A 14,868-nucleotide genomic window follows, 5' to 3' on the forward strand; every position below is an offset into this window, starting at 1 on the left:
GGCCGCGCCCAGCGCAGGCTTCGTACGCTGCCGGTGGACTGCACGCTTTTCGTTACAGACATTGACTGTAACGGAACCTTGAGGCATCGTCTCGTATCAGACCCAGTGGCGACACGAGAGGAGTCCACTCATGAGCGAGGACAACCGGCAGGCACTGATCGAGCGCAGCATCCCGTTCCTGGCCGAGGTGAGGAACCGTACGGCCGGTGACGACCTGGAGAGCTGGCTGAACACCACCTACGGCCCCGACAGCGAGCTCTACCAGGACCTCGCGCGCCTGATCAGGATCGGTGTCCTGGAGGAGGGTTGGGCGGCGAACATCGAGGTCGACGGGCCCCGCTACCGCCGCAGCCTCATCGCCGAACCGTCAGCGGAGACCCACTACTTCAGCATCACCGCCGTCTACATGGACAGCGTCGAGCGCTACCGGGGCCAGTACCACGCGCACCCGTACGGCGAACTGAACCTCGTCGCCCCCATCGACCCCGGAGCCCAGCTGGTGGGGCCGAACGGCTGGCAGGGAGCGGGCTGGACCGCGCCCGCCCCGGGCAGCCACCACTACCCCGAAGTACGCGGCGGCGCCCTGATCGCCCTCTTCTACCTGCCCGCCGGACGCATCTCCTACGACATCCATCCCTCCCGGTCCGCCGGTGCCGCCGGCTAGGCCGGCGTTACAGCGAGCACGTACGGTCATGACGCGTTCCGAGGCCGGTGAGTCGGTGCTCGCCCGTGCCGCACGCGCTGTGAAGGCGTTCGGCCGCCTCGCCCCGCCTGGAAGGCCTCAGCCTCGACGACCCGCGACCGCGGCAGCAGCCGAGGAAACACGGCGCCCGGCGGAATTCCGCGCCGGCGCCGTGTGTTCCCCCGCGTAGCGGTGGACCATGTACCAAGGTTGAGAGAGGACCGCTGCGGCCATGGCCTTTTCCGTCGTTCTCGCCGTTCTCGCGGCCTGCAGCAATGCCCTGGGAACGGTACTGCAAAGGCGTGCGGCGCTGATCGTCCCTGCGTCGACATCACTGCGCCTCGGGCTGCTGGCCGACCTGCTGCGGACGCCCGTGTGGATCGCGGGCATCGTCGGTGTGACGCTGTCGGCGGTCCTCCAGGCGCTAGCCCTGGCCTCCGGTTCGCTCGCCGCAGTCCAGCCGGTCTTCATCCTGGAGCTGCCGCTGGCTCTCGTGATCGGCGGGATGGTCTTCCATGTGCGTCGCTCACGCAAGTCCTGGGCGTCGGTGGCGTGCATCGCCGTCGGCCTCGCCGTCTTTCTGTTCTCGCTCGCCCCTTCCGGGGGGCGTGCCGAGGTACCGGTCCTCTGGTGGGTGCCGACGGTTGTCGTCATCGGTGCCCTGGGCACGGCTCTCGTGCTGACCGCCAGTGCCCGGCCTTTCGGCCGCGCTCGGGCGGCCTGCCTGGCCGCCGGTGCGGCTCTCGGCAACGCGCTCGCCGCGGCGCTGATGAAGTCGGCCATGGGTGTCCTGGACGATCAGGGAGCCGCGGCGTTCCTCCTTTCGTGGCAGACGTACGGCTTCGCGGTGATCGGCGCCATGTCCCTGTTCCTGCTGGGCGCCGCCATGCAGGCCGGCCCACTGATCGCCTCCCAGCCCGCCCTGACCCTCACCGACGCCGTGACCGGTGTCGTGCTGGGAGTGACGCTGTACGCCGAACAGCCCCGTACCGGACTGTGGAACCTGCCGGCCCTGCTCGGCTTCGGCCTGCTCACCTACGGCGTCTTCACGCTCTCCCGGACGCGTTGCCTGGCGGAGTGCCTGAACGCCGAGGAGGAGGCGCCGGACCAGGCGGAGAAGGCCGCGGTCTAGCGCCGGGTGGTCGCGTGCGGGTCAGCCGATGCGGAGGTCGGCGATCAGGCCGTCACGCAGGCGGAAGGTCATGGGGCCGGTGCCGTTGTACCGGTTGCTGGTGACCTTGAGCGTGACGATGCAACTGTCCGCGTCGGGACCGGCCACCACATCGATCAGCTCGAAGTGGGCCTGCACACCGATGTTGTCGGTGCGGTCCCACTCGCGAACACCGTCAAGTCCGTGGCACTCGAGTCGTAGAGGTGGGCGTCCTCGGTGAAGGCAGCGGCGAAGGCATCGCTGTCGCCACGGTTGGTGGTGTCGATGAAACTGCCGATGGCGGCGGGGACGTCGACCGCAGTCATGGTCGTCTCCTTGCAGGTCGTTGTCGGGGACTGGACGCGTCGAAGGACGGCGCTGGGGGTGAGACGCGGTCGGTGAAGACGATGACCCGGCGGCCGTGCGCGGTGCAGGCCGCCATGGCGTCGAGGGTGGCGGGCGCCTCGTCCAGCGTGATCGGTGTGACCTCGGGCAACCATGCGTGAAGACCAGCGCGTCGCTCGGCTCCCGCGTCGGCACGGACTACCTGGACGCCGCGGGGCTGACGCCCTACCGGGAGAACCTCGGCTTCCATCTGACCGGCTACGGCAGCATGACCTGTATCGGCGCCTCCGGCACTCTGGCCGAGGGGGAGCATGAAGTGCGCCGGCCCGGAGCCCGACCCTTCCGCGGGCCGTGGTCGGCTGTTCACAGCCTTCCACGGCCCGCGGCCGTGTGTCAGGCAGGTCATCCGCATCCCTGGCGCAGTTCCGACCCCCTGGGTGCCTCAGCCGTGCCTGCATCACGGTCGTCCGGGGCGGGCATGCCGAGCGTGCGAGCCAGCCCCTGAATGCTCGCGTCCAGCCGGTGCAGATGCCGCAGCACCTGCCGCGTCGCGATGACACCCGCGGCCTGCGCACTGTTGTCGCTCAGGGCGAGCCGGGTGGCGATCCGGGAGCCGGGCTCGAGCGGGGTGCCGTCCTCGCCACCGTCGGCCACGGGCCTGATGAGGCCCGCGAGGTTGCTGCCGATGCGGCGAACCTCGTCCGCGACGTCCGGATCGGCGCCGATGCCGACGTCGGACGGGACCCGTTCGGCGGCGACAGCCAGGCCGCGGGTGTGGAAGGCGGCTGTCTCCAGCAGCCCCAGCACGGCGAGCGCGGTGCTCCGCCGGGACCGCAGGGGACTGACCGGGATGATCAGCGGCTGCAGCGAAACACGCAGATCATCGAGGGCCGAATCGAGCGCGCGGGCCGCGCCGAGCAGGTCCCCGTCGGGCTCGCCGCCCAACCGGGCCAGCGCCTGGGTGAGCACCAGGCGCAGCCGCTCCAGCACGTCGCGCAGCAGGCGGTCAGTGCGTTCCCGGGTCCCCACCGGCAGTATGAGCACGGCGGCGGCCAGCCCGCAGACGATTCCCAGCGCGGTCTCCTCGATCCGCACCACCAGCACGTCCGGGGTGAGGGCATGGAGCAGCGTGTAGAGCATGCCGATCATCGTGGTGACGAACAAGGACAGCAGGGTGTAGGACACCGCGGTCATGTAGTACATCCCGAACACACTGAGGACCGCCAGGGCAAAGGCGGCCCAGGGGTGCTCGCCGACCAGGGCGGCGAGGGCGAACCCGGCGACCACACCCACGATCGTGCCGATCAGCCGTCGGTAACCCCGAACCAGGACGTCCCCGGTCGAGGCGGTTCCGATGTAGACCACCCAGCACGTGAACACCGCCCAGTACCAGCGCTGCGGCGCCAGCAGCTCACCGCCCACGATGGCCAGCGCGGATCCGGTGGCGACCTGGAGCGCGGTCCTCGTCGTGGGACGGACGCGGGTACCCATCTGCCCCGGTACGACGTCCGCCGCGCGCCCGGAGACTTCCCGGGAGGGCTTCTCGCTCGCCCGTTCCGGGGAGGTCGAGGTGCGCCCGACGACGGCCGGGTTCGCCCCGGACATCGCACGGGCGAACTCTACTGCGGAGCGCAAGGCGTCTCTCATCGCGGCGGACACGTCGGGCGGGCACTCGTCGTTTCGGGAGCCGAGCAGTCGGTTGCGTACCTCCTCGCCGTCGGTGCCGGACGGCAACAGCCGGGCAGGGCCGAGGGCCACGCGCAGCGCACGAAGCTCCGAGACCAGGCCGGGCAGTGCCACCGCGTCGCGGGCGTCGACGGCGGATCCGACGAGTCGGCCCTTCGCCCGGTGCCGGGTCAGGGTGTCGATGTCGGCATCGGGCCACAGGAACCGCAGCACGGTGATCGCCAGCCGTTCAAGGGCCGTCTCCGCGTCCGCGGCAAAGCGCTGGACGGTGGCGCCGGTGCGTGGGGCGCGCGCTCCGGTTCCCAGCCGCTTCTCGATCAGCAGCGCGGCCGCGTGCAGATGGGCCGCGCGACGGCGCAGCTCGCGGACCGCCCGCTCGGCTTGCGGCGCCTCGGGACCGCCCTCCGCCACCTCGATCAGCGCGTCGAGCACCAGCGCCAGCCGTAGCCGGAAGGCCCGCTGCAACCGTGCCGTCGTCCGCTCCGGCGGCGAGCGCAGGACGACGAACCGGACGAGCGCCGAGCTGCCGAAGGCCACGATCACCGCGAGAGAGAGCTGCGGCAGCTGCTCCACGTGGGTGTCGACGAACTGGGTCACGAAGAAGAGCTGGAAGGCGAAGACGCCCAGTGTGGTCGCGCGTGGACCCAGCCACCGGATGTAGATGGCGGCGAAGATCAGTAGCACGAACACCACGTCCGCCACGACCCGGTACGGCGTCAGCGTGCTGCCGACCACGATGATCACCAGTGTGACGGGCACTCCGGCCGCGAGGGTGAGCGCCTGGTCGCGGGGGCGGGGCTCGGTGACCGCGACCGTGCTGACCATCGCCGTGAGAGCGCCCGTCACGAGGATCGGGACCGGCGCGTGCAGCGCCGCGAGGACTCCGAGCGTCAGCAGCACCGTGCAGACCGTGCCGAGTGCCGACAGCAGCCGGATCAGTCCGGGATCGGATGCCACGAACCGATCCCGGACGCCCGCCGCTCCCGGCCATGCCCACAGCCCTGTTCCTGGCATGTCCCACGGCTCCTCTCGCCGGGCCGATGGTGAAGCGCTACGCCGCCGACTCGTCGAGCGAGGCCAGGAAGTCGTCGACGCCGACCACGCTGTGGGAGACCATGTTCAGTCCCCGCATCATGGCCTGGTACGTGACCAGGCCACCGGGAGCGGCGATGGCGTCGGTGAAGGTCGTGACGTGGTACCCGCGTTCCATCGCTGTGCGGGCCGTCGACTCGACGGCCATGATCCCGGAGACCCCGGCAATGGCCAGGTATTCGACGCCGTGCCGCCGCAGCTGGGCATCGAGGTCGGTGTGAGGGAAGACGTCGATGCCCTTGTGCGGCGCGAGGATCACGTCCCCCGGCTGGGGAGCCAGGTCCTCGTGGAACTCGGTGCTCCAGGTTCCGGCCCTGAACATCCGGTTGTCGAACATCTGCCGGTGGATCCCGGAGACGTGCTTCCACGACGAGTAGTCCTCGTCCGTGAAGGCGGTCGTCGAGTAGAAGAGCGAGATGTTCCCGCGCTGCCGCACCCCGGCGATGAGCTTCTTCAGGTGGTCGATGGTGCCCAGCCGCTCGTACTCCGGGGCGTAGATGGCGTATCCCTTGCCGTCCTCGGAGAAGTTTTCGTTGACCAGGTCGACGAGAAGCAATCCCACTCGACCGCTTTCATAGGCGCTCGCCATGATCGTCCTCCGGTGCGGAAGTAGTCGGCAGCCGGTTCGGTTCGTCTGCCGGGTTTACGTTACAAGCATTGACTGTAACGTAACTCTGTCCTCGTGTCATCCGGTGCGCAGTAGGTAGCCGGCTCATCGGCGGGAACATCCCGGGGACGGTTCGGCGGTCAGCGCCCGGCTCGCCGCTCACGACCTGGTCGCGACATCACCGCGGTTGCTTCTCCGGTGGTGCGGCATGCGTCATCCACGACCATCCGGGTGTCTTTAGTGATGGTCTCGGAATGTAGTGATCGGTACGGGATTTTGCTCTTGCTGCGTGGTCGAGCGGATTGGTTTGTGCTGGTCTTGTGTCCTGAACATGAATAGGAGTTGGTTGTAGGGCAGCTTCTGGAAATGGTGCTGCGGCGATGACGCGCCGTCGCGCGGAGGCGGAGGCGGACGGCGTCACGTCGGGTTCGGTGGCAGCGCGGTGCCCCTGGCGAGGTAGGCGCCCACCGCCCGGTCCAGGACGTCACCGTCGACGGCCCCCAGTACGCGCCCGATCGTGGCCGGCGAGGGAGTGTGCCGCCGTCTGAGCGGATGGCGGCGGATGCCGATGACCGCCAGCAGTGTGTCCGGGGCACGCTCGCCCCATTCGGCGAGCTCGTCGATGCTCTTCGCTCCCGCGACACCCGCGCAGGCACACACCAGCAGGATCGCTGTCAGCGAGTACCACCGGCCCCGCCGCGAGCGCGGGTCGGGCACCGAGTAGATAGGGGCGCGGGTCGGTTACCCGGCCGTCGTCAAGCGGACCCAGCCTCACCAGCACGGCAGGGATGGGAGAAGATACAGCGGCAGGCACGGGCCACCTCATGGTCATTGGGCTTCAGACACCACAATGATCACGAAGCCCGTGCCTGCCCTTCTCTGCACCCCAACCGGTCACTCCCCAACCAGCCGCACAACACTCGAACTTGCAGCCGCCCTGGCCCCAAGGGCCCCCGACGTGACTGCACCGATTTCGCGGCCCCCGCAGGCCCGACTTGATGCGCAGTTCAACGGTGGCTCAGAAGAACACCCCGCATCGCAGCAGCACATTCGCGTACGGCCGCGCCTCCCCGGTGCGGACCACCAGCCGGGCTCCCGCCGAGAGCTTCTTCAGGCGCTCGTGCGGGACCAGCTCCAGGTCCTTGAAATGGCCCTCCAGCAACGCCCGGTTGGGCCCGCCCAGCTCCTGCGCCGCCGTCGCGCCCTCCGCCACCAGCTCGGCCAGCAGCCCGTCCAGCACCTCCGCGAACGACGGCACCCCGGCCCGGAACGCCAGGTCCACCACGCGCGGCCCGACCGGGATCGGCATGCCGGCGTCGCACACCAGCACCCCGTCCCCGTGCCCCAGCTCCGCCAGGGCACCGGCCAGATGACGGTTGAGGATTCCCGCCTTCTTCACAGCGCGTCGACCTCCTCCGCGGTCGGGTACGACTCCTGCGCGCCCCGCTTCGTCACGGCAGCCGCGCCGACCCGGGCCGCGTACCCTGCCGCTTCGGCCGGCGAGGCACCCGCGCCCAGCTTCCAGCCCAGCGCGGCGGTGAAGGCGTCTCCCGCCCCCGTCGTGTCCACCGCGTCCACCTTCACCGACGCCACCCGCGTCACCCCGGACGAGTCGCACACCAGCGCCCCCTCCGCACCCAGCGTCACCACCACCGAGCGCGGCCCCTTGGCCAGCAGCAGCTTCGCCCAGTCCTCGGGCTCCTCGCTCACGCACGTGTCGCCCAGAATCACCCGGGCCTCGTGCTCGTTGACGATCAGCGGGTCGCAGGCCGCCAGCACCTCCCAGGGCAGCGGGCGCGGCGGCGACGGGTTCAGGACGAAGCGGCTGTCCGGGGACAGGTTGCGTACGACCTCTACGACCGTCTCCAGCGGGATCTCCAGCTGAGCCGACACCACCCGGGAGGCGTGGAAGAGGCTGCCTGCCGCGCGGATGTCCACCGGGGTGAGCCGGGCGTTGGCGCCCGGGGACACCACGATGCTGTTGTCCCCTTCAGGGTCGACGGTGATCAGCGCGACGCCCGTCGGCGCCCCGCCCACCAGCACGCCGGCCGTGTCGACGCCCGCCGAGCGCAGGGAGTCGAGCAGCAGCCGGCCGTGGCCGTCGTCGCCGACCCTCGCCAGCAGGGCCGTGGTCGCGCCGAGCCGGGCGGCGGCGACCGCCTGGTTGGCGCCCTTGCCGCCCGGGTGGACGGCCAGGTCGCCGCCGAGCACCGTCTCACCGGCGGCCGGTCGCCGCTCGACATCGATCACCAGGTCGGCGTTGGCCGACCCCACGACCAACACGTCGTAGTCGCACATCAGTTGACTCCCCTTGCTCCCCGTGATTCCCAGCGAACCGGCTCCGGGCGGTCGGCCGCCCCCACGATGTACGTCGTGGTGTACGACCGCCCGCCCGAGCCGTCCGCCGTCAGCCGCTGAATCCGGCCACGTTGTCCTTCGTGACCACCTTCACCGGCACCTTCACCGTCGACTCGACCTTCTTGCCCTGCACGGCCTGCAGCGCGTTGTCCACGGCGATCCTTCCCAGCTGCGTCGGCTGTTGGGCGACCGACGCGTACAGCGTGCCGCCCTTCACCGCGGTCAGTCCGTCCGGGGTGCCGTCGAAGCCGACGACCTGGACCGACGTGCCGGCCTTGGAGCCGAGTGCCTTGATCGCGCCGAGCGCCATCTCGTCGTTGGCGGCGATGACGCCCTGGACGTCCGGGTGGGCCTGGAGCAGGTTGGACATCACGTCGAGGCCCTTGGTGCGGTCGAAGTCGGCGGGCTGCTGGGCCACCACCTGGATACCGGGGTAGGCCTTCAGACCCTGCGCGAAGCCGGCCGCCCGCTCCCGGGCCGCCGACGTACCGGCCTGGCCCTGCAGGATGACGACCTTGCCCTTGCCGCCGAGTTTCTCGGCGATCGTCTTGGCGGCCAGCTCACCGCCGGCCACGTTGTCGGATGCCACCAGGGCATCCACATCGGCCTTGTTGACGCCCCGGTCGACGGCGATGACCGGGATCTTCGCCTTGTCGGCGGCCTTGACCGAGTTGCTCGCCGCGTCCGAGTCCACCGGGTTGACGATGATCGCGCCGAGGCTCGAACTGGTGAAGTTCTGCAGCTGGTTGGCCTGCTGCGAGGCGTCGTTCTGGGCGTCGGTGACGGTCAGGTGCACGCCCAGCTTCTTCGCCTCCGCCTGGGCGCCGGCCCGGATCTGCACGAAGAAGGGGTTGTTGAGGGTGGACAGCGACAGACCCATGCGCGGGGTCGTGGTGGACGAGGACCCGCTGTGCAGGAAGGAGGTCGCGCCGACGACCGCCACGGTCACGACGGCCGCGAGCGTGTACGTCGCCGCCTGCTTGCCCTTGCCACCCGGAGCACCGCCCGTGGTCACGGGAGTCGCCCCAGCCTTGCGGCGCACGGTGTCCAGCAGCACCGCCAGGGCGATGACGACACCGATCACGACCTGCTGCCAGAACGCCGACACGGACAGGAGGTTGAGGCCGTTGCGGAGCACCGCCAGGATCAGCGCGCCGATCAGCGTGCCGGAGGCCTTGCCGGTGCCACCCGCGAGCGAGGCACCGCCGATGACGACCGCCGCGATCGCGTCCAGCTCATAGCCGTTGGCGGCCTGCGGCTGCGCCGAGGACAGCCGGGAGGCCAGCACGATGCCGGCGATGGCCGCGAACAGACCGGACAGGGCGTAGATGGCGAGCTTCTGCTTCGATACGCGCAGACCCGACAGCCGGGCCGCCTCCTCGTTGCCGCCGATGGCGTACATCGAGCGGCCGATGTACGTCCGGTTCAGGACGAGGGTCGCGATCAGCCCCATGACCACCATGACCAGCACGGGCACCGGCAGCCAGCCGCCGAGCGTGTCACCGAGGTGCGAGACCGAGTTCGGGAAGGCGATCGGCGAGCCCTGCGAGATCACCAGCGCGAGACCACGGCCCACGGACAGCATCGCCAGCGTCGCGATGAACGGCGGCAGCTTGCCGTAGGCGATGAGGAAACCGTTCACCAGCCCGGCCACGACACCCGTGGCGAGGCTCAGGAGCACTGCGAGTACCACCGGCACCCCGTGCTGCGTCGCGCTCCAGGCCAGCACGGTCCCCGAGAGCGCGGCCACCGACCCGACCGACAGGTCGATGCCGGCCGAGACGATCACGAAGGTCACACCGAAGGCGAGGATGGCCGTAACGGCGGCTTGGACACCGATGTTGAGTAGATTGTCGGTGGTCAGGAAGTCTCCGGAGAGCGCCGACAGGGCGATGACCAGGACGATCAGCGCGGTGAGCGCGCCGTTGTCGAGGAGCAGCCGGCGCAGGCCGCCGGGGGCGCCCGTCGCGCCCGTCGTGCTCTTGAGCGTGTCAGTGGCCACGGCTGGCCTCCTTCTGGGTCTTGTCGGTCTTCTCGGTGGCGGGGGTGGAGACGGCGAGGGCCATGACGGCGTCCTGGGTGGCCTCGTCGGCGGTGAGTTCACCGGCGATCCGGCCCTGGGCCATGACCAGCACCCGGTCGCTCATGCCGAGGACCTCCGGCAGGTCGCTGGAGATCATGAGTACGGCGGCCCCGGCGGCGGTCAGTTCGTTGATCAGCTGGTAGATCTCGACCTTGGCGCCGACGTCGATGCCGCGCGTCGGCTCGTCGAGGATCAGCACCTTGGTGTCGGCCAGCAGCCACTTGCCGATGACGACCTTCTGCTGGTTGCCGCCGGACAGGGTGCGCACCTGCTGCCCGAGGCCCGCCATGCGCACGCCCAGCTGTTGGGCGATCCGCTCGGCTGCGACACGCTGTGACGTGCGGTCCACGAACCCGCCCCGGGTGGCGGCGCGCAGGGTGACCAGCCCGAGGTTCTCCTCGACGGAGGCGTCCAGCACGAGCCCCTGCCCCTTGCGGTCCTCGGGCACGAGCCCGATCCCGGCGGTCATGGCGGCGTTCACGTCATGCCGCTTGAGCCGTGTCCCGGAGACGGTGACGGCCCCGCCGTCGTAGGGATCGGCCCCGAACACGGCCCGTACGACCTCGGTCCGCCCGGCTCCGACGAGCCCGGCGATCCCGACGACCTCGCCGGCGTGCACCTCGAAGCTGACGTCGTGGAACACCCCGTCCCGGGTGAGCTCCTCGACGGACAGCAGCGCGGCGCCCCGGTCCGGCCGTTGGCGCGGGTACTGCTGCTCGATGGACCGCCCGACCATGAGCCGTACGAGCTCGTCCTCGGGCGTGGCGGCCGGAACCTGCCCGACGCTCTTGCCGTCCCGGATGACGGTGACCCGGTCCCCCAGGGCGGCGATCTCCTCGAGGTGATGGGTGATGAAGACGATCCCGACGCCGTCCTCACGCAGCGAGCGCACGATACCGAAGAGCTTCTCCACCTCCTCCGAGGTGAGCACGGCGGTCGGCTCGTCCATGATGAGCACGCGCGCGTCCAGGCTGAGCGCCTTGGCGATCTCGACCATCTGCAGCCGGGCGATACCGAGTTCACGCACACGCGCGCGTGGTGACACATGGACGCCCACGCGCGCGAGGAGGGCTTCGGCCTCGGCCTCCATCTTCTTCCGGTCGATCATCCCGAAGCGGCGAGGCTGCCGCCCGAGAAAGATGTTCTCGGCGACGGTCAGATCGGGAACGAGGTTGAACTCCTGGTAGATGGTGGCGATTCCGAGCCGTTCGGCGTCCTGCGCACCATGGATACGCACTTCGTGGCCGTCGACGCGAATCCGTCCGGCATCGGGCGTGTAGGCCCCGGAGAGCATCTTGATCAGCGTGCTCTTGCCGGCGCCGTTCTCACCGAGCAGCACATGGACCTCGCCCCGGCGCAGATCGAAGTCGACGCCGTCGAGCGCGACCACGCCGGGGAAGGTCTTGCGTATGCCCTCGATGCGCAGCAACTCGTCCGGGTTGCTCACGACGTGCTCCTTTGCACTGGGGAGGGGGACTGCGTGGGGGTTGGGGATGGCGGTGGCTCACCGCACGAGCGGCGTACGACGAGCCGGGCGGACAGGGTGACGGACCGGGGCGTGCGCCCCTCGATGCGGTCGACGAGGGCCCGTACGGCGGCCCGTCCCAGCTCACTGGTCGGCTGGGCGATCGCGGTGACGGGCGGGTCGGTGTGCACGAACCAGGGGATGTCGTCGAACGCGGCGAGCGCGATGTCGTCCGGCACGCGCAGCCCACGCGCGCGTACGGCGTCCAGGGCGCCGAGTGCCATGAGGTTGTCGGCGGCGAAGACGACGTCGGGGGGCTCGGGGAGATCCAGGAACCTCTCGGTGACCCGCCGCCCGCTCTCGGCCTGGAAGTCGCCCTGGCCTATGTAGGCGTCGGGGAGCGCGAGCCCGTACTCGGCGAGCGCGGCCCGGAAGGCCTCGACGCGCTCACTGCCGGTCGTGGTGGCGGCGGGCCCGCCAATGATGGCGAGCCGCCGGTGCCCGAGGGAGTGGAGATGGGCGACGAGATCCCGTATGGCGGCCTGCCCGTCGGCCCGTACGACGGGCACGTCCATGCCCGGGATCCACCGGTCCACGAACACCATGGGCGTCCCGGCGCGGGCTGCGTCGAGCATGAGCGGCGACCCGCCGTCGGTGGGGGAGACGAGCAGCCCGTCGATCCGCCGATCCAGCAGGTTTCGCACGTGATGATCCTGGATCTCGGGCTGCTCGTCGGCGTTCCCGATGATCACGCTGTACCCGAGCGCCCGGGCTTCTTCCTCGACGGAGCGGGCCAGCTCGGTGAAGTAAGGGTTCAGCACGTCGCTGATGACGAGCCCGAGGGTGTGGGTCTGGTCGGTCCGCAGGGAGCGGGCGACGGCGTTGGGCCGGTACCTCAGCTCCTCGACGGCGGCCAGCACACGTGTGCGTGCGTCCGCGCTGACCGACGGGTGCTCGTTCAGGACACGTGACACCGTGGCCACGGACACCCCGGCCGAGGCGGCGACATCCTTGATACTCGCCAACGCCGGCTCACCTCCTCGTGAGACTCCCTGATGGAACGGACGGCTGTGTAACCGTGGAGTCGTGTAATCGATTCCATGCCGTGCCGTAGGAAGGATTGGAAACGATTACACGAGGCGAAGGCAAGGGGGTGAAGATGGCCGAAACCTAATCGTGACCGGGGTGGGATGGGGTGGGGCCGCCGTCGTGGTGCTCCTTGGCGAGGGGGCCACGGGCTTAGCCAACGACACGACGTCGCTGCTCGGTCTCGACGGGGTGTCCTTCGTGCGGGGGCGAGGCACCGGCCCGGTGAAAGGCGTCGGGTGCACCTGATCACGGTGGACGAGGTGGCGCGGGCCCGCCCGTTCTGCGGGGGTCTCGGCCTCCCGGGTGAAGGGCCGGGCGGTTGGAGTTCTACCGGCACGAGCGCCGCTGGTGGTGCCGCGAGCCGGAGTGCCCGGTGATGGGCTCGTTCCGCACATCGGCGCGCGAGTTCGCCGACACACCGCTGCCCAAGGTGAAGGTGCTGGGCATGGAGCCGGTGACCGGGCCACCGGCGACGTCGGCCGATGCTGCGGATGCTGAGACCCGCTACGCACCCATGAACTGCACAACTGCACCTGCGCAGAACACCCAGATAACCGACGCAGCTACTCCCTCCGGGCAGCGAAACAGACATCACCTCACATCTCGCCCTCCCAGGGGCCGAGTTGGGCCGTTGCGGCGTCGATCTCTTTCATGGTGATGTTCTCGCTGCCGCTGTGGATCGCGATGACGGCGGCGGTGGAGATGACGTAGGCGAGGGCTTTGAAGTAGCCGCTGGCGCGCTGGTGCAGTGTGATGGCGTGTTTACTCAGGGCGTTCTCCTCCAGCCGGTACAGGCTCAGGTCTGCCTCGAAGCCCGCCAGGACGCGCCGGAAGGTCAGAGAGGTTGACGTCGAGGAGCCGGACTCCGCCGCGATGCCCTGCGCTCAATCGGTCAGACGTGCCAGGAGCGCGGGATGGTCAGTGAGGGCCTGCTGAAGACGCTGCCGCAGACGGGGCGCGTACTGGGCGGGGTCGGCGTCCTCCCAGTCGATCGGGTCGAACGGAGGCTCGGCCGGCGAGTTCCCCGGTCAGGTGGAGGGCCATGTCGATGCCGGCCGAGACCCCGGCGGCGGTGATGACGCTATTTCCTGCCCCAGGCGTCCACGAACTCCAAGCCGCGGCCCACAGCGGCATGGCCATCCTCGCCCGCCGTGTCCGCGCCGCTGGGTGAGCCGATTCGCACCGCTGATGACCGTGGCTGTCCGCTCTTGTGGGCACGCTGTGGGCACGGTTTCGAAGAACGATCGACGGAACATAGGCCCGAACCGCTCCGTGCTCGGCTGGGGCGGCGCGGATCCGGTTCGGGAATGCCCTCGCGAGCGTGCAGACATCCGGCGGCATGCGCCCCTGTCAGGGGATCGGCGCCTGCACCTCCTCGGGACGGCCGCCGCCCGGCCGGAGCTTGTCCCGGTTATGTGCAGGAGCCTCAGCCCTCGCAACTCGTGAGGTGCCAGCCGCCACGAGGTCGATCCGTGCCACGGATGTGCTGTCCTCGAAGGCCCCTGCGGGAGGTGCGTGGTAGCGTCCGTATACAAGCTGTATGCGAAAGCTGGGGGTTGCCGTGACGTCCGGTCGGGAGAAGGCGTACGCGTATCTCAAGGACACGGTGCTGACGGATCCCGCGATGCAGGGCACCTTCCTGTCGGAGCAGGAGCTCGCGGACCGTATCGGCGTCTCCCGCACCCCCGTCCGGGAGGCGCTGCTGCAGCTTGCGGCCGAGGACCTGGTCGAGCTGGTGCCCAAGCGGGGCGCCCGGGTGTCCCTCCTGACAGGACGGCAGATCCGCGAGCTGATGGAGCTGCGGGGCATCGTCGAGCGGTATGCCGCCCAGCAGCTTGTCTCCGGGGGAGCAGTGCCGGTGGCGGGGCTGCGATCCCTGCTGGAACGGCAGCGCGAGCTCACCGGCGCCGACCAGGCTCGGGAGTTCATCGCCGTGGACCACCGCTTCCATTCGGCCCTGGTGTCCGCCGTCGGCAACGCCCTCCTCGACCGGCACTACGACGGCCTGCGTAGCCGCCAGGTCCGTGCCGGAGTGGTCGCTCTCTTCAACCAGCAGGGACGTCAGGAAGCGGTGCTGGAGGAACACGAGGCCATCCTGGACGCTCTGGAGGCCGGTGACGCGCAGGCCGCGTGTTCCGCTATCGACCACCATCTGGAGTCGACGCTCAAGGTGCTGCTCGCGGGCTAAGAGCCATCACGTAATGCGGGCAGGAAACTGTTGCCCCGCGACGGGGTGCTTCGGTTACCGAATGTCGAGCTTGAGGTTGTGGAGTGCGGCGACACCGGCGACGGCGTGGTTGACCGCCTCGCC

14 protein-coding genes are annotated in these 14,868 nt (G+C 69.8%); 4 read left to right on the forward strand and 10 right to left on the reverse strand.

The window, feature by feature from the left end; translation table 11 throughout:
* Positions 1 to 130: 130 nt before the first annotated feature.
* Together SRB17_RS41205 and SRB17_RS41210 are read left to right on the forward strand one after the other, a co-directional pair.
* On the forward strand, positions 131 to 664 hold the full coding sequence (locus SRB17_RS41205; protein ID WP_153546775.1) for a DUF4863 family protein: 534 nt from the start codon (positions 131 to 133) through the stop codon (positions 662 to 664).
* 250 nt (positions 665 to 914) lie between these two features.
* Positions 915 to 1,814, forward strand: coding sequence for a DMT family transporter (locus tag SRB17_RS41210; protein WP_153546777.1), 900 nt, complete (start codon positions 915 to 917; stop codon positions 1,812 to 1,814).
* A 21-nt stretch (positions 1,815 to 1,835) separates the two neighbouring features.
* On the opposite strand, the gene SRB17_RS47090 is transcribed toward SRB17_RS41210, so the two are convergent.
* Together SRB17_RS47090 and SRB17_RS47095 are read right to left on the reverse strand one after the other, a co-directional pair.
* Complete coding sequence (locus SRB17_RS47090; RefSeq protein WP_228396582.1) at positions 1,836 to 1,991, reverse strand: hypothetical protein; 156 nt, start codon at positions 1,989 to 1,991, stop codon at positions 1,836 to 1,838.
* A complete protein-coding gene (locus tag SRB17_RS47095; protein WP_228396583.1) occupies positions 1,970 to 2,158 on the reverse strand; it encodes a hypothetical protein in 189 nt (62 codons plus the stop codon). Before SRB17_RS47095 ends, SRB17_RS47090 begins: the two co-directional genes overlap by 22 nt.
* 176 nt (positions 2,159 to 2,334) lie before the next feature.
* On the opposite strand from SRB17_RS47095, the gene SRB17_RS41220 reads away from it, so the two are divergent.
* Positions 2,335 to 2,682 carry an aconitase family protein gene (locus SRB17_RS41220; protein WP_323377458.1) on the forward strand — a complete coding sequence of 116 codons (348 nt, stop codon included), beginning with the start codon at positions 2,335 to 2,337 and terminating at the stop codon, positions 2,680 to 2,682.
* Here the strand turns inward: SRB17_RS41220 and SRB17_RS48315 are convergent.
* The 8 genes from SRB17_RS48315 to SRB17_RS41260 form a co-directional block, all read right to left on the reverse strand.
* Complete coding sequence (locus SRB17_RS48315) at positions 2,580 to 4,820, reverse strand: FUSC family protein (protein ID WP_194294305.1); 2,241 nt, start codon at positions 4,818 to 4,820, stop codon at positions 2,580 to 2,582. The two genes, SRB17_RS41220 and SRB17_RS48315, sit on opposite strands and share 103 nt — an antisense overlap.
* A 94-nt stretch (positions 4,821 to 4,914) precedes the next feature.
* Positions 4,915 to 5,517 carry an isochorismatase family cysteine hydrolase gene (locus SRB17_RS41230; protein WP_323377459.1) on the reverse strand — a complete coding sequence of 201 codons (603 nt, stop codon included), beginning with the start codon at positions 5,515 to 5,517 and terminating at the stop codon, positions 4,915 to 4,917.
* Between the two features lie 462 nt (positions 5,518 to 5,979).
* Positions 5,980 to 6,279 carry a transposase family protein gene (locus SRB17_RS47105; RefSeq protein ID WP_323377460.1) on the reverse strand — a complete coding sequence of 100 codons (300 nt, stop codon included), beginning with the start codon at positions 6,277 to 6,279 and terminating at the stop codon, positions 5,980 to 5,982.
* 301 nt (positions 6,280 to 6,580) lie between these two features.
* Complete coding sequence (rbsD, locus tag SRB17_RS41240) at positions 6,581 to 6,961, reverse strand: D-ribose pyranase (RefSeq protein ID WP_323377461.1); 381 nt, start codon at positions 6,959 to 6,961, stop codon at positions 6,581 to 6,583.
* On the reverse strand, positions 6,958 to 7,860 hold the full coding sequence (locus tag SRB17_RS41245) for a ribokinase (RefSeq protein WP_153546784.1): 903 nt from the start codon (positions 7,858 to 7,860) through the stop codon (positions 6,958 to 6,960). The genes rbsD and SRB17_RS41245 overlap by 4 nt, the downstream gene beginning before the upstream one ends.
* 109 nt (positions 7,861 to 7,969) lie before the next feature.
* A complete protein-coding gene (locus SRB17_RS41250) occupies positions 7,970 to 9,922 on the reverse strand; it encodes a substrate-binding domain-containing protein (protein WP_323377463.1) in 1,953 nt (650 codons plus the stop codon).
* A complete protein-coding gene (locus SRB17_RS41255) occupies positions 9,912 to 11,450 on the reverse strand; it encodes a sugar ABC transporter ATP-binding protein (protein WP_323377465.1) in 1,539 nt (512 codons plus the stop codon). The genes SRB17_RS41250 and SRB17_RS41255 overlap by 11 nt, the downstream gene beginning before the upstream one ends.
* Positions 11,447 to 12,493, reverse strand: coding sequence for a LacI family DNA-binding transcriptional regulator (locus SRB17_RS41260; protein ID WP_153546786.1), 1,047 nt, complete (start codon positions 12,491 to 12,493; stop codon positions 11,447 to 11,449). Before SRB17_RS41260 ends, SRB17_RS41255 begins: the two co-directional genes overlap by 4 nt.
* A gap of 1,604 nt (positions 12,494 to 14,097) precedes the next feature.
* Here SRB17_RS41260 and SRB17_RS41275 point away from each other — a divergent pair.
* Positions 14,098 to 14,745, forward strand: a complete 648-nt coding sequence (locus SRB17_RS41275) for a GntR family transcriptional regulator (protein ID WP_153546788.1) — start codon at positions 14,098 to 14,100, stop codon at positions 14,743 to 14,745.
* The last annotated feature ends 123 nt before the right edge of the window (positions 14,746 to 14,868 follow it).

It is taken from the genome of Streptomyces sp. RB17, assembly GCF_009604455.1.
Lineage (GTDB): Bacteria > Actinomycetota > Actinomycetes > Streptomycetales > Streptomycetaceae > Streptomyces.